16 protein-coding genes are annotated in these 17,024 nt (G+C 74.1%); 10 read left to right on the forward strand and 6 right to left on the reverse strand.

Translation table 11 applies throughout. The annotated features are described in order from the left end of the window. Positions 1-52: 52 nt before the first annotated feature. Positions 53-712, forward strand: a complete 660-nt coding sequence (locus ACFWIS_RS10190) for a response regulator (RefSeq protein ID WP_380451009.1) — start codon at positions 53-55, stop codon at positions 710-712. 113 nt (positions 713-825) lie between these two features. Here ACFWIS_RS10190 and ACFWIS_RS10195 read toward each other — a convergent pair whose 3' ends face one another. The 4 genes from ACFWIS_RS10195 to modA all read right to left on the reverse strand — a co-directional run bounded on the left by ACFWIS_RS10195 (position 826) and on the right by modA (position 3,951). Next, positions 826-1,935 carry an ABC transporter ATP-binding protein gene (locus tag ACFWIS_RS10195; protein WP_380451007.1) on the reverse strand — a complete coding sequence of 370 codons (1,110 nt, stop codon included), beginning with the start codon at positions 1,933-1,935 and terminating at the stop codon, positions 826-828. Continuing rightward, the gene (locus ACFWIS_RS10200) at positions 1,932-2,120 is read right to left on the reverse strand and encodes a hypothetical protein (RefSeq protein WP_380451005.1); all 189 of its coding nucleotides are present in this window, start codon (positions 2,118-2,120) and stop codon (positions 1,932-1,934) included. The genes ACFWIS_RS10195 and ACFWIS_RS10200 overlap by 4 nt, the downstream gene beginning before the upstream one ends. Then, positions 2,117-2,947 carry an ABC transporter permease gene (locus ACFWIS_RS10205; protein ID WP_380451173.1) on the reverse strand — a complete coding sequence of 277 codons (831 nt, stop codon included), beginning with the start codon at positions 2,945-2,947 and terminating at the stop codon, positions 2,117-2,119. Before ACFWIS_RS10205 ends, ACFWIS_RS10200 begins: the two co-directional genes overlap by 4 nt. A 125-nt stretch (positions 2,948-3,072) precedes the next feature. After that, positions 3,073-3,951, reverse strand: a complete 879-nt coding sequence (gene modA, locus ACFWIS_RS10210; RefSeq protein ID WP_380451004.1) for a molybdate ABC transporter substrate-binding protein — start codon at positions 3,949-3,951, stop codon at positions 3,073-3,075. 389 nt (positions 3,952-4,340) lie between these two features. On the opposite strand from modA, the gene ACFWIS_RS10215 reads away from it, so the two are divergent. The 7 genes from ACFWIS_RS10215 (at position 4,341) to ACFWIS_RS10245 (ending at position 12,803) form a co-directional block, all read left to right on the forward strand. Continuing rightward, a complete protein-coding gene (locus tag ACFWIS_RS10215) occupies positions 4,341-5,408 on the forward strand; it encodes an RNA ligase (ATP) (RefSeq protein ID WP_380451002.1) in 1,068 nt (355 codons plus the stop codon). 184 nt (positions 5,409-5,592) lie between these two features. Beyond that, the gene (locus ACFWIS_RS10220) at positions 5,593-6,954 is read left to right on the forward strand and encodes a cytochrome P450 (protein ID WP_380451000.1); all 1,362 of its coding nucleotides are present in this window, start codon (positions 5,593-5,595) and stop codon (positions 6,952-6,954) included. 362 nt (positions 6,955-7,316) lie between these two features. Then, positions 7,317-8,165: an MHYT domain-containing protein gene (locus tag ACFWIS_RS10225; protein ID WP_380450998.1), complete on the forward strand. Its 849-nt coding sequence runs from the start codon at positions 7,317-7,319 to the stop codon at positions 8,163-8,165. 130 nt (positions 8,166-8,295) lie between these two features. Then, on the forward strand, positions 8,296-11,187 hold the full coding sequence (locus ACFWIS_RS10230; RefSeq protein ID WP_380450996.1) for a nitrate- and nitrite sensing domain-containing protein: 2,892 nt from the start codon (positions 8,296-8,298) through the stop codon (positions 11,185-11,187). Then, positions 11,184-11,594 carry a roadblock/LC7 domain-containing protein gene (locus ACFWIS_RS10235; RefSeq protein WP_380450994.1) on the forward strand — a complete coding sequence of 137 codons (411 nt, stop codon included), beginning with the start codon at positions 11,184-11,186 and terminating at the stop codon, positions 11,592-11,594. Before ACFWIS_RS10230 ends, ACFWIS_RS10235 begins: the two co-directional genes overlap by 4 nt. Before the next feature lie 161 nt (positions 11,595-11,755). Then, complete coding sequence (locus ACFWIS_RS10240) at positions 11,756-12,103, forward strand: DUF742 domain-containing protein (RefSeq protein WP_380451171.1); 348 nt, start codon at positions 11,756-11,758, stop codon at positions 12,101-12,103. 85 nt (positions 12,104-12,188) lie between these two features. After that, the gene (locus tag ACFWIS_RS10245) at positions 12,189-12,803 is read left to right on the forward strand and encodes an ATP/GTP-binding protein (RefSeq protein ID WP_380450992.1); all 615 of its coding nucleotides are present in this window, start codon (positions 12,189-12,191) and stop codon (positions 12,801-12,803) included. Between the two features lie 121 nt (positions 12,804-12,924). Here ACFWIS_RS10245 and ACFWIS_RS10250 read toward each other — a convergent pair whose 3' ends face one another. Next, on the reverse strand, positions 12,925-13,296 hold the full coding sequence (locus ACFWIS_RS10250) for a hypothetical protein (RefSeq protein ID WP_380450990.1): 372 nt from the start codon (positions 13,294-13,296) through the stop codon (positions 12,925-12,927). A gap of 225 nt (positions 13,297-13,521) precedes the next feature. Here ACFWIS_RS10250 and ACFWIS_RS10255 point away from each other — a divergent pair, with 225 nt between their 5' ends. Next, complete coding sequence (locus ACFWIS_RS10255) at positions 13,522-14,115, forward strand: RNA polymerase sigma factor (protein WP_380450988.1); 594 nt, start codon at positions 13,522-13,524, stop codon at positions 14,113-14,115. A 181-nt stretch (positions 14,116-14,296) separates the two neighbouring features. Then, entirely contained in the window at positions 14,297-15,262 is a 966-nt protein-coding gene (locus ACFWIS_RS10260) for a hypothetical protein (RefSeq protein ID WP_380450986.1), read from the forward strand. A 198-nt stretch (positions 15,263-15,460) separates the two neighbouring features. On the opposite strand, the gene ACFWIS_RS10265 is transcribed toward ACFWIS_RS10260, so the two are convergent. Beyond that, positions 15,461-16,870: a cation:dicarboxylate symporter family transporter gene (locus ACFWIS_RS10265; protein ID WP_380450984.1), complete on the reverse strand. Its 1,410-nt coding sequence runs from the start codon at positions 16,868-16,870 to the stop codon at positions 15,461-15,463. Between the last annotated feature and the right edge of the window lie 154 nt (positions 16,871-17,024).

Raw genomic sequence — 17,024 nt, forward strand, 5'->3', positions numbered from 1 at the left:
GAGACGGTCCGGCGGGAGGCGGCACGGGGACCGTGGGGAGGCTGGTGCGGGGATGACGGACGTTCTGCTCGCCGACGACGAGGAGCTGGTCCGGTTCGGGCTGCGGGCCGTCCTGGAGGCGCAGGGGGACCTACGGGTGGTCGGCGAGGCCGCCGACGGCGCCGAGGCGGTGTCGATGGCCCGGACACTGCGCCCGGACGTCGTGCTGATGGACGTCCGGATGCCGGTGATGGACGGCCTGGCGGCCACCCGCGAACTGCTGCGCCCCGGTGCGCCGGGGGAGCGGCCGCCGCGGATCCTGGTCGTCACCACCTTCGAGAACGACGACTACGTCTACCAGGCACTGCGCGCGGGCGCGGACGGCTTCCTGCTCAAGCGCTCCCGCCCGGCCGAGATCGCCCACGCGGTGCGGCTGGCGGCGGCCGGCGAGTCGCTGCTGTTCCCGGCCGCGATCCGCAGGCTGGCCGCCGGGCACGGCAACCCCGCCGCCCGCGCCACGATGGAGCGGGCGGCCCTGACCGGGCGCGAGGCCGAGGTGCTGCGGCTGATGGCGCGTGGGCTCAGCAACGGGGAGATCGCCGAGCGGCTGGTCCTCGGGGTGCAGACGGTGAAGACCCACGTCAGCAGCGTGCTGGCGAAGCTCGGCGCGCGGGACCGCACCCAGGCGGTGATCGCCGCGTACGAGTCGGGGTTCGTCGAGCCGGCGGAGTAGCGGCGGTGGAGTAGCGCGGTGGAGTAGCGGTGGCGCCGTCGTCGTCCGGTAGAGGTGCGGGTGGGGTGCTGGTGCTGGGGCCGGGGCGCAGGCGCTTGCGGGTGGGTGTGCGGTCAAGCCGGGTAGGCGTGGGTCTGGGTGGCCTTGACGGAGGCCCAGACCACCGCCCCCGGCGCCAGTCGCAGTTCGGCGACGGCGGCCGGGGTGAGGTCGGCGGCCATCGGCAGGGCGCCGGAGACTTCGGCGCGCACCTGGTCGCCGTGCAGGTCCAGGCCGGTGACCTCGGCCTCCCACAGGTTGCGGGCGCTGGCCTGCGGGCGCTCTCGGTAGAGGGTGACGGCGGAAGGCGGGAAGGCGACGAACGCCGGGCCGGACAGGTCCTCGGCGGTGGTCAGGACGGTGCCGTCCGGGAGGGTGACCCGGGTGCCCTCGGCCAGCCCCTGGTACAGGTTCAGGCCGACCAGTCGGGCGATGTAGTCGGTGCGCGGCCGACGGGCGACCTCCGCTGGGCTGCCGGACTGCACCTCCTGGCCGTCCTCGATCACCACCAGCCGGTCGGCCAGCACCATGGCGTCCAGCGGGTCGTGCGTCACCAGCACCGCCACAGCCTCGAACTCGGCCAGATGGCGCCGCAGTTGGGACCGTACGTCGAGCCTGGTGCGGGCGTCCAGGGCGGCCAGCGGCTCGTCCAGCAGCAGCAGCCGGGGGCGGACGGCCAGCGCCCGGGCCAGGGCCACCCGCTGGGCCTGGCCGCCGGAGAGCCGGCCGGGGCGCACCGAGGCGTGCTCGGCCAGCCCCATCCGCTCCAGCCAGGCCGCGGCCTCGGCCCTGGCCTCGCGCCTGGGCCGCCCCTGGCAGCGCGGGCCGAAGGCGACGTTGTCGAGCGCGCTGAGGTGCGGGAACAGCAGGTAGTCCTGGAACACCACGCCGACCGGCCGCTGTTCGGCCGGGGTGTGCAGGCGCTCGGTCGGGTCCTCCAGGACGTGGCCGTCCAGGTGCAGGTGCCCGCCGGTGAGCGGGAGCAGTCCGGCGAGGGCGCGCAGCGCGGTGGACTTGCCGGCGCCGTTCGGGCCGAGCAGGGCGATCACCTCGCCGGGGGCGGCGGTGAGCGCGAGGTCGAGGGCGAAGGCGGCGCGGTCGACCCGGAGGCGGGCGTCGAGGGCGGGGTTCGCGGCGGCGGTCGCCGTCGGGGGGCTTGGCGGGGGGCTCGTCGGGGGGTTCATCGGTTCGGCCTCCTGTCGGCGTCCTGGGGCGCGGGGGCGGCGTCCTGGGTCACGGGGGCGGCGTCCTGGGTCACGGGGGCGGCGTCCTGGGTCACGGGGTCGACGGCGGCCCTGGCCTGGATGTTGCGGCCCGGGGCGGGTGGGGCGACGTCGGTCCTGGCGTCGATGGTCCGGCCCGGGGTCACGGGGTCGACATCCAGCGGTCGCGCAGGCCGACGAGGACGGCGACGGAGACCACCAGCAGCACCAGCGACAGCGCGATCGCGGCCTCCGGATCGGACTCCATGGCCAGGTAGACGGCAAGCGGCATGGTCTGGGTACGGCCCGGGAAGTTGCCGGCGAAGGTGATCGTCGCGCCGAACTCGCCGAGCGCCCGCGCCCAGGCGAGCACCGCCCCGGCGGCGATCCCCGGGGCGATCATCGGCAGGGTGACCCGGCGGAAGACCGTCAGCCGGGAGGCGCCCAGGGTCGCGGCCGCCTCCTCGTAGCGCGGGTCGGCCGCCCGCAGCGCGCCCTCGACGCTGATCACCAGGAAGGGCATCGCCACGAAGGCCTCGGCGATCACCACCCCGGTGGTGGTGAACGGCAGGGTGATGCCGAAAGCCGAGTCCAGCCAGGAGCCGACGATCCCGCGCCGACCGAGCACCAGCAGCAGCGCCACTCCGCCCACCACCGGCGGCAGCACCAGCGGCAGGGTGACGAGCGCCCGCACCACCCGCCGGCCGGGCAGCTCGGTACGGGCGAGCAGCCAGGCCAGCGGCACGCCGAGGACCAGCGAGACCGCGGTGGCGGCCGTCGCGCAGATCAGCGACAGCCGCAGGGCGTCCCAGACGGCGGCGCTGGTCAGCTGCTCGGACAGGCCGCTCCACGGCGCCCGGATCAGCAGTCCGACCAGCGGGAGGATCAGGAACGCCAGACCGAGCAGCGCCGGGAGCAGCAGCGTGACCGGGACGCGCTGCGCCCCCGGGCGGCGGCGTGCGCCCCGGCGGCGCGACCCTCGGCGGCCCGGCAGGGCCTGCGCGGGTTCTGCCGGTGGCGGTGTCGGTGCCGGTGCCGGTGTCGGGGCGTGGTGGTCCGGGGCCGGCCCGGTCCGGCGGTTCAGCTCGCCCGGCCGGCCGCTGTCGGTGGTGCGGTCCCTCACGGCGCCTGGAAGCCCGCCGCGGTCAGCACCTGCTTGGCCTCGGCCGACTGGACGTAGGAGACGAAGGCGGCCGCGCCGTCCTTGTTCGGCGCCTTGGCGAGCGCGGCGATCGGGTAGTCGTTCACGGCCTTGGCGGCCTCGGGGAAGTCCACGCCGTCGATCTTCCCAGCATCGGACCGCACATCGGTCTTGTACACCAGCGAGGCGTCGACCTCGCCGAGTTCGACCTTGGTGAGCGCGCCCTTGACGTCCTGCTCCAGGGTGACCGGGGTGAGGTCGACGCCGGCGGCCTTCAGCGCGGTGAGGGCGGCGGCGCCGCACGGCACCTCCTTTGCGCACAGCGCGACCTTCACGCCGGATCCGGTGAGGTCCTTCAGGCCCGTGACGTGCTTGGGGTTGCCCTTGGGCACGGCGATGGTGAGGGTGTTCCTGACGAAGGTCTTCGGCTGGCCGCTCGCGCCGCCCGCGTCGGTGACCGTCTTCATGGTGGCGGGGCTGGCGGCGGCGAACACGTCCGCCGGGGCACCGGAGTTGATGCTGGCGGCGAGGGCGGAGCTGCCGCCGAAGTTGAACTTCACCTTGGCGCCAGGGTTGGCGGCCTCGAACTTCTTGCCGAGATCGGTGAAGGTCTCCTTGAGCGAGGCGGCGGCGTACACGGTGATGTCCCCCTTGGCCTTGGGGACGCTGCCGCCGTCGGTGCCGGCGGCGCCCGTGGTGCTCGCGGCACCTGCCGTGCTCGCGGTGTTCGCGGTAGAGGAGGCGGAGCCGGCGGACTTGCCGCCGTCGCTGCCGCAGGCGGTGACCCCGAGGCTGAGGGCGAGGGCCGCAGCGGCGGCGACGGCGAGTCTGCGGGGGGCGGTGGTGCGGGCGCTCATCGGTGGCTTCCCCTCCAGGGTTCGCGCCGGAAGGGGCGCGGAGGTGTGACCGCAGGTGCGGCCATTACGGCGATCATAGTGCCGCAGATGCGAGTGATAAATCCTCTGTCGCATCGCACAGCTGGGGTGGGGCGGGGGCCTCGGGGCTGCTGTGTGAAGGCTCAAACGTGCACGGACGGGTCGGGGGCGGTGCCGGGGAGTGCGGGGGAGCGGTGGTCGGGGGTGGCCGGTTCGAGGGCGGCGGTCGGGGGCGGCCGGTTCGGGCGGAAAACCCGTCGCGTCCGGGCCGGCGGAGCGGACAGAGTGGGGCGCAGCCCGTAGGCGCGGCCGACCGTCGGCCGCCCGGGCCCGACGGTCGATCCATGCGGATCAACGGGAGGAGTCCGTCCATGTCCACGCTGCGCGTCACCGCCGAGAGGCTGGTCATCCTGGAGCACCCGAACGCCGACGCCCTGGAGTTGGCCCAGGTCGGCCTCTACCGGGCGGTGGTCGCGAAGGGCGCGTACCGAACCGGCGACCACGCCGTCTACATCCCCGAACAGGCCGTCCTGCCGGATGAGTTGGTTCAGGAGCTGGGGCTGACCGGCAAGCTGGCCGGCGGCGCGGCGAACCGGGTGAAGGCGGTACGGCTGCGCGGCGAGCTGTCGCAGGGCATCGTCTGCCGGCCCGGCGCGTTGGCCGGCACCGACCTGGCCGGGGCCGCCGAGCGGGGCGAGGACTTCGCCGAGCTGCTCGGCATCGTCAAGTGGCAGCCGCCGGTGCCGACGTCGATGAGCGGCGACGTGGTCAGCGCGCCGGACCTGCTGCCCTGGGTGGACATCGAGAACCTCAAGCGCCACCCCGACATCTTCGCGCCCGGCGAGCCCGTGGTGCTGACCGAGAAGCTGCACGGCAGTTGCTGCCTGGTCACCTACACCGCCGCCACTGGCGAGGTGCATGTCTCCTCCAAGGGGATCGGCGCCCAGGGACTGGCGCTGGCCGAGGATGAGCGCAATCTCTACTGGCGGGCGGTGCGCGCGTACGACATCCCGGCGGTGGCGGCCCGGCTGGCCGAACGGCTGGGCGCCGAACGGGTCGGCATCTTCGGCGAGGTGTTCGGCGAGGGCGTGCAGGACCTGACGTACGGGTCCTCCGCGCGCAGCGAGCGCCCCGGGTACGCCGCCTTCGACGTGTCGGCGGTGGTCGACGGGCAGCTGAACTGGCTGCCGGCCGCCGAACTGCTGGACGGTGAGCTGCCGTTGGTGCCCGAACTGTGGCGCGGCCCGTTCGACACCGCGACGGTGCTGGCCCATGCGCAGGGCAAGGAGAGCCACTCCGGGCGCCAACTCCACCTGCGCGAGGGCGTGGTGGTGCGGCCGGTGGTCGAGCGCTGGAGCCCGGTGCTCGGCGGGCGGGCGATCGCCAAGGTGGTCAGCGACGCGTACCTGACCCGCAAGGGCGGCACCGAGTACGAGTGAGCCGCCCGCCGACGGGCTTCCCGCCGGCGCGCTTCCGGCCGGCGCGCTTCCGGCCGGCGCGCTTCTCACCGGCACGCTTCCCGGCCGACGGGCTTCCCGCCGGCTTCCCCGGCTGAATACCCGTCAGTAAGGTCGAAGGGTCACCAAGCGCAGTCAGCGCCGAGGAAGCCCAGAAGGAGTGCCGATGGCCGCCGCCGCCATACCCGGACCGGTCGGGAACCCCCTGGTCGGTTCGCTCTTCGACCTCACCCGCCGCCCGCTGCGGACCTACCTCGCAGCCCGGCGCGACCACGGGGACGTGGTCCGGATCGTCGCCGGGCCGCCCGGGCTGCGCGTCGAGTTCTACGGGGTGTTCTCGCCCGAGGGCGTGCACCAGGTGCTCGGCAGCGAGGCGGCGAACTTCCGCAAGGAGAACAACTTCTACGACGAGCTGCGGATCAGCGTCGGCAACGGCCTGCTGACCAGTCAGGACGAGGTCTACCAGCGCCAGCGCCGGCTGGTCCAGCCGCTGTTCACCCGGCGCCGGGTGGACGGCTACGCGGACGCGCTCGCCGAGGAGGCGCAGGCGCTCGCCGAGCGCTGGCGGGCCGTGCCGGGCGGGGTGGTGGACGTGGCGGAGGAGATGTCGCGGTTCGCGCTGCGCGCTGTGGCCCGGATCCTCTTCGGCGCGGACGTCGAGGAGGCGGTGGAGGTGGTGAACCACAACTTCCCGGTGCTCGGCGAGTTCGTCAAGGAGCGCGGCTTCGCGCCGGTCCGCCTCCCGCGGACCTGGCCGACGCCGGGCAACCGGCGCGGCCTGGAGGCGCAGCGGGCGCTGTACGAGGTGTGCGACCGGATCATCGCCGAGCGGGCCGCGCGCGGCGGCGGCGACGACGGGGCCGACGATCTGCTGACCCTGCTCGGGAAGGCGCGCGGCGAGGACGGCGAGCGGCTGGATCCGGCCGAACTCCGGGACCAGGTCCTGGTGTTCCTGCTCGCCGGGCACGAGACCACGGCCACCTCGCTGGCCTTCGCGCTGCACCTGCTGGCCAAGCACCCGGAGCAGCGCAAGCTCGCCCAGGAGGAGGCGCGGACCGTCCTGGCCGGGCGGGCGCCGACGGCGGCGGACCTGGAGCGGCTGCCGTACCTCACCCGGGTGATCAAGGAGGCGATGCGGCTCTTCCCAGCGGCGGCGCTGATCGGGCGGCGGGCGGTCGAGGCGACGGTCATCGACGGGTACACCATCCCGGCGGGAGCGCAGGTCATCATCGCGCCGCTGGTCACCCAGCGGCACCCGGACCACTGGGTGGAGCCGGAGCGCTTCGACCCGGACCGGTTCCTGCCGGAGGAGGAGAAGGCGCGGCACCGGTACGCCTGGTTCCCGTTCGGCGGCGGACCGCGGGCCTGCATCGGACAGCACTTCTCGATGCTGGAGTCAGTGCTGGCGCTGGGAGTGCTGCTGCGGGACTTCGAGGTGGAGGTGGTGGACCGGCGGGTGGCGCTCGCGCAGGGGATCACGCTCCGTGCGGCGAGTGCGATGCGGGTGCGGGTGACGCCCGTCGGGTGACGGGGGTGGGTTCGGGTTCGGGTTTCAACGTTCAGCGGACAGATAACAGATTTCGAAATCTGTTATCTGTCCGCTGTCCGCTGTGTCTGCTGTTTGTTGTCCTCCGCCGACCGTCGGGCGCATGCGCCGCCTGCCAGGCATCTGGGCACAGGACAGTTTCATTCGAACACACCGCCCTCGGTGCGCGGGCAGCTTTTCAGATCTTCGCTTGACTGATTCCGGCCGCTCGATAGCGTCCCACGCACCCCAAGCCGAAAGCGCACATGCGACTGGCATATGCCCGTCGGATGCAGTCCGCCCGGCCTGGGGTGCCCGGAGGCACCGCTTACCGCCCCGGGCCCGACCGGTCGACCGGAGGTCCCATGGGCGCCCTCAACCACTTCAGCTTCGGCTGGCTGACACCCGTCGTCTCGTACGCGATGGCCTGTGCCGGCGCCGCCCTCGGGCTCCGCTGCACCCTGCGTGGCCTGGCCGCCACCGGCGCCACCCGCCGGAACTGGCTGCTCACCGCCGCCGCCGCGATCGGCTCCGGCATCTGGACCATGCACTTCGTCGCCATGTTCGGCTTCGCCGTCGACGGCACCGAGCTGCGCTACAACGTGCCGCTGACGGTCCTCAGCCTGCTGGTCGCGGTGCTGGTCACCGGCCTCGGCCTGACCGTGGTCTGCTACGGCCGGCACCGCGGCCTCGCGCTGCTGGGCGGCGGCTGCACCACCGGCGTCGGCGTCGCCGCGATGCACTACCTCGGCATGGCCGCCGTCCGCATGCACGGCGGACTGCACTACGACGCGGGGACGGTCGCGCTGTCCGTGCTGGTCGCGGTCGGCGCCGCCACCGCCGCGCTCTGGGCCGCCGTCACCATCCGCAACGTATACGCGGCGGCGGCGGCCTCACTGGGCATGGGCCTCGCGGTCAGCTGCATGCACTACACCGGTATGGCCGCCGTCCACGTCCAACTGGAGCCCGCCCGGACCGCCCTGGGCGGGGTCAGCCCGATGGACTTCGTCTTCCCGCTCGCCGTGGGCCTCGGCTCGTTCCTCTTCCTCGCCTCGGCCTTCGTCGCGCTCTCCCCGGCGGCCCAGGAACGGGCCGGCTGGTCAGCGGCGGAGGAACTGGTGATCGAGGAGTTCGCCGAGCCGGCCGTCCACCCGGAGGCCGAGCACGCGGACCCCGGATTCCCGGAGCGGTACGGCCACGACCGCGCGGCCTGATCCCCGTCCGCCCGAGCCTCGTCCCACCTGCGTCCCGCCAGAGCCAGCCCCGTCCCAGCCCTGTCCCAGTCCTGGCCCAGCCCTGTCCCGCCCGAGTGCTGTCCCCCGCCCGAAAGGCCCCACATCACCCATGCGCGAAGACCGCGGTACCGCCCCCGGCGCCCGCCGGGGTGCCCACGCCGGCCCGCCCGCCCGTTCGCCGCTGCCCGGCCCCTGGCTGCGCGGGCTGCGCCCCCGGACCGTCCGCGCCCGGATCATCGCGCTGCTGATGGTCCCGGTGGTCTCCGTGATCGCCCTCTGGGGCTTCGCCACCGTGACCACGGCCCAGGGCGTCTGGGACCTGCTGCGCCTGCGCGACACCCAGCGCAGTCTGCTCACCCCCGTCGCCGACACCGTCGCCGGCCTGCAGGCCGAACGTGCCGCCGCCGGACAGCTGTTGGCCGGCCCGGGGCTCGTCCCGGGGACCGTCCCCGCCGCCGGGCGGGAGAGCGCCCTGCGCGAGGCCGCCGCGACCACCGACCGGGCGTTCGCCCTGCTGTTCCCCGATCCCCGCCACCCCGGCCAGGGCTACAACCGTGCCGACGCCCAGGGGTTGGGCGCTGACGCGGCCGCCCGGCTGGACGCCCTGGCCGCCTCGCTCGCCGCACTGCCGGAGCTGCGCGGCCGGGTGCTGACCCGGAGCGTGGGCTGGCCCGAGGTGTACGCCGCCTACGGCGCTGCCGTGGACCAGGCGCTGGCGGTGTCCGGCGCCGCCGCCCCGCCGCAGGGCGGCCGGGCCGGAGTCGACGTCCGGGTACCGTCGGAGCTGGACCGTTCCCGTGAACTCCTCGCCCGGGAGGACGCGTTGCTGCGTGCCGCCCAGCTCTCCGGTGGGCTCGGCGACGACCAGCTGCGCGAGTTCGCCGGTACGGCCTTCGCCCGGCGCGCGTTCGAGCAGGGCGCGGCCGCCGACCTGCGCCCCGCCGACCGGGACGCGCTGCTCGCCGTCACCGACGGGGCGGACCACCGGGAGCTGGGCGTCTACGAGGACAAGGTCCGTACCGCCGTCGACGGTCGGGCCGCCGTCGCGGCGGTGCCGCCCGACCGCTGGGCGATGGCGGCCGGGAACGTCGCCGACGGGCTGCGCGGCGTCGAGGACCGAGCCGGGCGGATCGGAGCCGAGGCCCAGAACCCTTACGCCCAGGGGCTGTTCGCCCCTGCCGGGATCGCGGTGCTGCTCGGTCTGCTCGGGGTGGTCGCCTCGCTGGTGATCTCCGTGCGGATCGGGCGCGGCCTGGTCGCCGAGCTGACCGGCCTGCGCGACTCGGCACTTGACCTGGCCGGTCGCAAACTCCCGGCCACGATCAGGAAGTTGCGTGCGGGTGAGGAGGTGGACATCGAGGCCGAGGCGCCCCGGCCCAGCGGCCGCGACGACGAGATCGGCCAAGTCCACCGGGCGCTCGGCACCGTACAGCGGGCGGCCGTCACGGCGGCGGTGGAACGGGCCGAGGTGCTGTCCGGGGTTTCCGGGGTGTTCGTCAACCTCGCCCGCCGCAGCCAGGTCCTGGTGCACCGCCAACTCACCCTGCTGGACACGATGGAGCGCCGCACCGAGGACCCGTCCGAGCTGGCCGACCTGTTCCGGCTGGACCACCTCACCACCCGGATGCGCCGCCACGCCGAGGGCCTGATCATCCTCTCCGGTGCCGCCCCCGGTCGGGCCTGGCGCCGGCCCGTCCCGCTGGTGGACGTGGTGCGGGCGGCCGTCTCGGAGGTCGAGGAGTACGCCCGGGTCGAGGTGCACCCGCTGCCGCGCGCCGCCGTCGTCGGCCACGCCGTCGCCGACCTCACTCACCTGGTGGCCGAACTGGTCGAGAACGCCACCGGGTTCTCCCCGCCGCACACCAGGGTGCACATCCGCGGTGAACAGGTCGGCAACGGCTACGCGTTGGAGATCGAGGACCGTGGCCTCGGCATGGGCCCGGCCGCCCTGGCCGCCGCCAACCGGCGGATCGCCGCCGTCGAACAGAGCGACCTGTTCGACAGCGACCGGCTCGGCCTGTTCGTGGTCAGCCGGCTGGCCCGGCGGCACGGCGTCCGGGTCTCGCTGGTGACCTCCGCGTACGGCGGCACCACCGCCGTGGTGCTGCTGCCCACCGGACTGCTGGCCGACGGGCGGGAGGGGCTCGGGCAGGACGCCGTAACGGAGTTGGACGCCGTACCGGAGTTGGACATCGTGCCGGTTCCGGATGGTACGGGCGGGGCCCCGGAGTCGGATGCCGACTGGTGGTCGCAGCCTTGGCCGGTTTCGGCACCGGCACCGGCACCGGCACCGGCACCGGCACCGGCACCGGTACCGACGGCGACGGCGAAACCGGAACCGGTCCCGACCGTGGCACCGACCGCGCCCGCGACCCCGGCCACCGGATTTCCGGGCGGCGGGGCGGCGGAGATCGAACTTCCGGCGGCGGGTGGGCCGCTGCCGGAGGGCGGGGCGCTGCTGCCCTTCGGCGTCCGGGGCGGAGACCCCGGGCCGGTGCGGCGCACCCCCGTCCGGGCCGCCGCTGCCCGGACGGCCGGACCGGCTGCGGACGGAGGCCCGGGTGCCGCCTCCCGTCCGCAGCCCGGTCCGCCGCAGTCCCACCGCGTGGCGACCGCGGTGCCACCGGGCGAACGGCAAGTCGGCGACGTTCCTGTGGAGTTGCCGCGCCGGGTGCGTCAGGCGAGCCTGGTGCCGCAGCTTCGGGAGACGCCGAGCGCCGCCGCCCCACGCAGCCGCCGCGCTGCGGACCGCGGGTTCGGGGAGGGCGCTGGGGGAGGGGTCGGGCCGGTGACCCGCAGCCCGGAGGCGGCGCAGGCGGCGATGTCGGCCTTCCAGAACGGCTGGGCGCGCGGCCTGCGGTCCGGCCGGTGGCCCGAGGAGCCGTCGGCAGCCGGACCGGGCCTCCGACAGGATCTCCGATCCCAAGAGCGATCCCAAGAGCGATCCCAAGAGCGATCCCAAGAGCGACTCGACATCCGACCCGAAGGAGACCGGCCGTGATCGGCACCACTCACCGCGCGGGGGAACTGAACTGGCTCCTCGACGAGTTGGTCCAGCGCGCCCCCGAGGTCCGGTTCACCGTGATGCTCTCCGCCGACGGCCTGGCGATGGGCAGCTCGGCCGGTCTGTCTCGCGAGGACGGCGAGCACCTGGCTGCCGTCGCTTCCGGCTTCCACAGCCTCGCCAAGGGCGCCGGACGGCACTTCGGTGCGGGTGAAGTCCGGCAGACCATGGTCGAGTTGGAGGGCGGCTACCTGCTGGTGGCGGCGGCCGGGGAGGGCACCTGCCTGGCCGTGTTCGCCACCGCCAGGGCCGATCTCGGGCTGGTCGCCTACGAGATGGCGAGACTGGTCCGCCGGGTCGGCGAGCACCTGAGCGCCCCGCCCCGCTCGGTGCACGGAGGATGAACACGGTGACCCACCCGGACCGCCCAGACCAGGCGGAGGACGCGTTCCACCCGTACCACCAACGACATCCGGAGCATCCCCGCTCCGACCCCGGCCGACCGCCGCGCAACCCGCTCGCCGCCGCCCACCGGGCCCGCTGGTACGACGACGAGGCCGGGCCGCTGGTCCGCCCGTACGCCATGACCGGAGGCCGGACGGGGATCGGCGAGCAGCAGTTCGACCTGATCGCCGTGGTCGTGTCCGACCTGCCCGACCCGCTGCTCGCCCCGGACTTGCCCGAGCCGCCGGTCGGCCCCGAGCAGGCGCGCATCCTCGGACTGTGCCGGGGCAACCCGCTGTCCGTGGCCGAGCTGGCCGCCGACCTCGACCTGCCGGTGGGCGTCGTGCGGGTGCTGCTCGGCGATCTGCTGGCGGCCGGGCTCATCCGGGTCAGCCGCCCCGTCCCGCCCGCCCTGCTCCCCGACGAGCGCATCCTCCAGGAGGTCATCCATGGGCTCCGCGCACTCTGACCACCCGTCCCAACGGCATCGGTCCGACCGGCACCCGTCCGACCGGCGTCCGTCCGGGCGTTGGCCGTCCGATCCGGTGGGTCCCGTGGATCCGGGGGATCCCGGGGACTCCGTGCTCGCCCTCAAGATCCTGGTCGCGGGCGGCTTCGGGGTCGGCAAGACGACGCTGGTCGGCGCGGTCAGCGAGATCCGCCCGCTGCGCACCGAGGAGCGGCTGACCGAGGCCGGGCGCGCGGTGGACGACCTGGACGGGGTGGAGCGCAAGACCACCACGACGGTGGCGATGGACTTCGGCAGGATCACCATCCGCGAGGGGCTGGCCGTCTACCTGTTCGGGACCCCGGGGCAGGACCGGTTCTGGTTCCTCTGGGACGAGCTGGCGCAGGGGGCGCTCGGTGCGGTGGTGCTCGCCGACACCCGCCGGCTGACCGACTGCTTCCCGGCCGTCGACTTCTTCGAGCACCGGGGCATCCCGTTCGTCGTCGCGGTGAACCGCTTCGCCGGGACGCGCGAGTACGGCCCGGAGGAGGTCGCCCGTGCGCTGGACCTGGACTCCGGTACGCCGGTGGTGCTGTGCGACGCCCGGCGGCGCGCCTCGGGCAAGGACGTGCTGATCAACCTGGTCGAACACGCGGGCCGGGTGCACTCCGCCCGGCTGCTGGCGGAGGTCTCGCCGGTGACGGCGGGCGGTGACGGCTGACGGCTGACGGACGCGCGAGAACAGAAAACAGCGAACAGAAAACAGATGACGGCTGACAGATAACAGATTTCGAAATCCGTCAGCTGTCAGCCGTCACCCGTTCCGCGCAGCCGCTACCCGCTCAGCTGTGCCACTGGAACACGACCTTGGTCCAGGTCGACCCGGGGCAGTTGCCCCAGACGTCCCACGCCTGCGGTCGGGCGCCGATCCACAGGCCGACGGACGACGTGCCGTTGGCACAGTAGGTGATGGTGCGCAGCTGGCCGGAGTAGACGTTGCAGTACCCCTCCCAGCGCCAGCCGTAGTTGGCCGTGATGACGCAGTGGTAGCCGGTGGCGGTCACCTCCGGCGACGACGCGGCCGCGCCGGAGGTGATGGTCTGGTCGGCGGCCGGCGCCGCGGCGGCCGGCAGGGTGGCGGTCCCGAGCATGCCCAGGGCGGCCGCTCCGGCCATCCCGAACATGGCGATCTTCCTGGCGATGCAGCCTCGCATGGTGGTTCTCCTCGCTCAGCGGTTCCCGTCGGGTGGGGTGCCCCGGCCGGCGTGGTGCTGGGGAGGTGAACTCCCCCACTTCGTCCGGTCGATGACGAATTGCACACGAATGACTGCGCTGCGTGGGAGGACGGCTTATGATGTGACCTGTGTCACAGCATGTCCGACGGGGCTGGGGACAGTTCCAACTGGGCGGTCGGGATGCCGATTTCCGGGGAGAACGGCATGGCGGAATGCAGCGGACGGTACACGGGCGGTCGGCGCAAGGACTTCGGTCCGGAGCCGCCGGAGCGCCAACCCGCCGACTTCAACCGGGTGTTCACCGAGCTGCTGCCCAGGCTCCAGCAGGCGGCCACGATGCTGGCCGGCAGCCCGCTCGCCGCCGGTGACGTCGTCCACGACGCGTACCTGCGGATCGCCCGCAGTCCGGAGCGCTTCCTCAGCCATCCGCAGCCGTACGCCTACGTGTTCACCACGATGACGAACATCCTGCGCGACCAGTGGCGCCGGGAGCGGCGCCGGGTGGCCCTGCCCGAGGTGCCGGAGTCGGGCGAGGCGGCAGGCTGCGGCCGGTCGGCGCTCGACCCGCCGGCCGACGGGATGGCCGAGTTGCAGGCGCGCTGGGAGGTGGTCCGGCTGCTCGGCTTCCTGACCGTCAAGCAGGCCCGGGTGGTGGTGCTGGTGGACCTCGACGGCTACTCCGTCGACGAGGCCGCCGAACTGCTCGGCCTGCACCGCAGCACCCTGGCCGTCACCCGTCGCCGCGCTCACCGTCGGCTGCGCGCCGTCCTGGAGCGGGAGCGCCGGCACGAGCCCTGACGGCCCTGTCGCGGCCGGGCTCTGCCGCACCGGCCGGGCTCCGCCGCACCGGCCGGTCCCCGACGCACCCGGACGGCTCCCGGCCGTATCGGACCGGCCCCGCGGCGCAGGGCCCGTCCCCGACGCACCGAGCCGACGGCAAGTCGGCTGATGCGTCACCCCGGCCCGTACTCTGCGAATCGTGATCACGTACGAGGACCACAGTCTCCACGCCCTGGCCGAGGACGGCCGCTGGCCCGAGCTGCTCGCCGCCTACCGGCAGGGCCGGGCGGTCGCCGTCGCGCAGGCCGGGGAGGAGGCCGCGGTGGTTCTGACCGCGCCGCTCGGCCACCTGATCGCCTACGCGGCGCCGCCCGAACTGGCCGTCCGGCTGTTCGACGCGGACGGCGGCGAGGGGACGGTCGCCGGGGTCGGCGACCACGACGCCGGTCCGCTCTGGGAGGTGTTGGCGACCCGCCACTCCTGGCTGCGGCTGGCTCCGCTGCTCGGTCCGGCCCGGGTGCGTCGACTGGTCGCGCACACCCGGGTGCTGCTCGGGGAGGACCTCTCGTACGGGGCCGAGCCCGACCCGGAGGGCGTGCCGCTGCGCCTGGAGCCCTGGGAGAAGGCGGGCTGGGACGAGGCCTCCCGGGTGCGCGAGTACCTGCCCGGCGGTGGAGCGCGTAGCGCGGTGCTGACCCTGCCGGCCAGCCGCGAGGGCCTGGGCGAGGTCGAGCTGCCGCAGCCGGTGGCCCGGCCGGGCGGGCAGCGGGTCACCCGGGGGCTGGGCGAACTGGCCGCGCTGGTGCCCTGGGCGGAGGTGGTGTGCGTGCGCGGTCCGGCTCCGCTGGCGGCCGCCGTGCTGGCCCGGCGGCGGCGGGTGGTCGGCGGGTTCCTGCCGTTCGCGCTCGCCTACCCGGCCCTGGTGCAGGCCGCGGTGGTGGGCCGGACGCACGGCTGCGCGCACGGGCGGCTGCGGCTCTGGCGGGCGCTGGGCGCGATGGCCGGCGCGGACGGGCCGGGCCGCGCCGAGGTGGGCGCGCTGGTGGCCCGGATGCGCTGCTTCACCTGGCAGGAGCCGGCTGCCGGACTGCGCCATCTGCACCTCGCGCTGGAGGATCCGGCCAGCGGGGTGGCCTGGGCGGTCAGCGGCTCGCAGGACTTCTGAGCGGTCCCCTGAGCGCTCCTGAGGGCTGCTCCCGAGCGCTCCCTCCGAGGGCTCCCCCCGAGCGCTCCCTCCGAGGGCTCCCTCCGAGCGCTCCCTCCGAGGGCTCCCGCTGGTGGCGGGAAAGCGGGGACCCCCGGCCCGGCGCCGTTTCCGGGGGATGGTGTGAGGCGCCGGACCGGGGGAGTGCGGGGTGCTCGCTCAGGCGACGGCGGTCCCGGCTCCGGCCCCGGCCCCGGCGGGGACGGTCTCCGGTGCGGGGCCCGAGGGGTCGGCGGCACTGGTGCCGCCGTGGCTGTCGACCAGCGTCAGCTCGTCGAACGGCAGCTCGCCGCCCAGCACCCGCTGGGCGCGCTCGGCGTCCAGTTCGCCGGTCCAGTGCCCGATCAGCACGGTCGCGACGGCGTTGCCGGCGAAGTTGGTGAGCGCCCGGGCCTCCGACATGAAGCGGTCGATGCCGACGATCAGACCGACCCCGTCCACCAGTGCCGGCTTGTGCGACTGCAGTCCGCCGGCGAGGGTGGCCAGTCCGGCGCCGGTGACCCCGGCGGCGCCCTTGCTCGCGATCACCATGAACACCAGCAGCGAGAGCTGCTCGCCGATCGACATCGGCTTGTCCATCGCCTCGGAGATGAAGATCGAGGACATGGTGAGGTAGATCGCGGTGCCGTCGAGGTTGAAGCTGTAGCCGGTCGGCACGGTGATGCCGACGACCGGGCGGCTGACGCCCAGGTGCTCCATCTTGGCGATCAGGCGGGGCAGCGCGCTCTCGGAGGAGGAGGTGGAGAGGATCAGCAGGAACTCGCGCCCGAGGTACTTGAGCAGCGCGAACACATTGACCCCGGCGACCAGGCGGAGCAGTGCGCCGAGCACCACGACGACGAACAGCACGCAGGTCACGTAGAAGCCGATCATGATCACGGCGAGGCTCTTCAGCGCGTCGACGCCGGTCGCTCCGACGACCGCGGCCATCGCCCCGAAGGCGCCGACCGGCGCGACCCACATGATCATCGACATGATCCGGAAGACCAGCCGCTGGAGGTGCTCGATCCCGCGCAGTACCGGGGCGCCGGCCGTCCCCATCGCCTGAAGGGCGAAGCCGGCCAGCAGCGCGACCAGCAGGGTCTGCAGCACCTTGCCCTGGGTGAGGGCCGAGAAGAGGGTGTCGGGGATCATCCCGAGCAGGAAGTCGGTGGTCGACTGGGCGCCGCCGGCGGTCGCCTGGGCGTGGCCGGACTTGGCGAGGGCGGCGGTCAGGTGGAGGCCACCGCCGGGCTCCAGCAGGTTGCCGACGGCCATGCCGATGGCCAGGGCGATGGTCGACATGACGAGGAAGTAGCCGATGGCGAGGCCGCCGACCTTGCCGACCTTCGCGGCCTTGGTGACCGAGCCGATGCCCAGCACGATGGTGCAGAAGATCACCGGGCTGATCATCATCTTGATCAGGTTGACGAACCCGGTGCCGATCGGCTTCAGCTCCACGGCGAAGCCGGGGGCGACCAGTCCGACCACCACGCTCGCGATCACCGCGGCGATCACCGCGAGGTAGAGGTAGTGGGTCCGGTCCTTGCGTCTGGGTCCCCCCGCCGTGGCGGACTCGGTGATCGACATCTGCGGCTCCTTCGCCCTGCAGTCCTGGCGGCCCCGGGTGGTGGGCCGCTTTGACTATGGGGTTCTGGCGTGACGGAGGTCACGTTTGCGTTCATAGAGTTCACGGTGGGCGGGAACCGTCGGGCCGCTGGGGGTGTCCGGGGCCGTGGTGCAC

The organism is Kitasatospora sp. NPDC127060 (assembly GCF_042724935.1).
Taxonomy (GTDB): domain Bacteria; phylum Actinomycetota; class Actinomycetes; order Streptomycetales; family Streptomycetaceae; genus Kitasatospora.

What these genes read in the sequence shown, in the direction of transcription:
- ACFWIS_RS10190 (WP_380451009.1), top strand. Translation starts at nt 53, where the DNA reads ATGACGGACGTTCTGCTCGCCGACGACGAGGAGCTGGTCCGGTTCGGG.
- ACFWIS_RS10195 (WP_380451007.1), bottom strand. Translation starts at nt 1,935, where the DNA reads ATGAACCCCCCGACGAGCCCCCCGCCAAGCCCCCCGACGGCGACCGCC.
- modA (WP_380451004.1), bottom strand. Translation starts at nt 3,951, where the DNA reads ATGAGCGCCCGCACCACCGCCCCCCGCAGACTCGCCGTCGCCGCCGCT.
- ACFWIS_RS10215 (WP_380451002.1), top strand. Translation starts at nt 4,341, where the DNA reads ATGTCCACGCTGCGCGTCACCGCCGAGAGGCTGGTCATCCTGGAGCAC.
- ACFWIS_RS10220 (WP_380451000.1), top strand. Translation starts at nt 5,593, where the DNA reads ATGGCCGCCGCCGCCATACCCGGACCGGTCGGGAACCCCCTGGTCGGT.
- ACFWIS_RS10225 (WP_380450998.1), top strand. Translation starts at nt 7,317, where the DNA reads ATGGGCGCCCTCAACCACTTCAGCTTCGGCTGGCTGACACCCGTCGTC.
- ACFWIS_RS10230 (WP_380450996.1), top strand. Translation starts at nt 8,296, where the DNA reads ATGCGCGAAGACCGCGGTACCGCCCCCGGCGCCCGCCGGGGTGCCCAC.
- ACFWIS_RS10250 (WP_380450990.1), bottom strand. Translation starts at nt 13,296, where the DNA reads ATGCGAGGCTGCATCGCCAGGAAGATCGCCATGTTCGGGATGGCCGGA.
- ACFWIS_RS10255 (WP_380450988.1), top strand. Translation starts at nt 13,522, where the DNA reads ATGGCGGAATGCAGCGGACGGTACACGGGCGGTCGGCGCAAGGACTTC.
- ACFWIS_RS10265 (WP_380450984.1), bottom strand. Translation starts at nt 16,870, where the DNA reads ATGTCGATCACCGAGTCCGCCACGGCGGGGGGACCCAGACGCAAGGAC.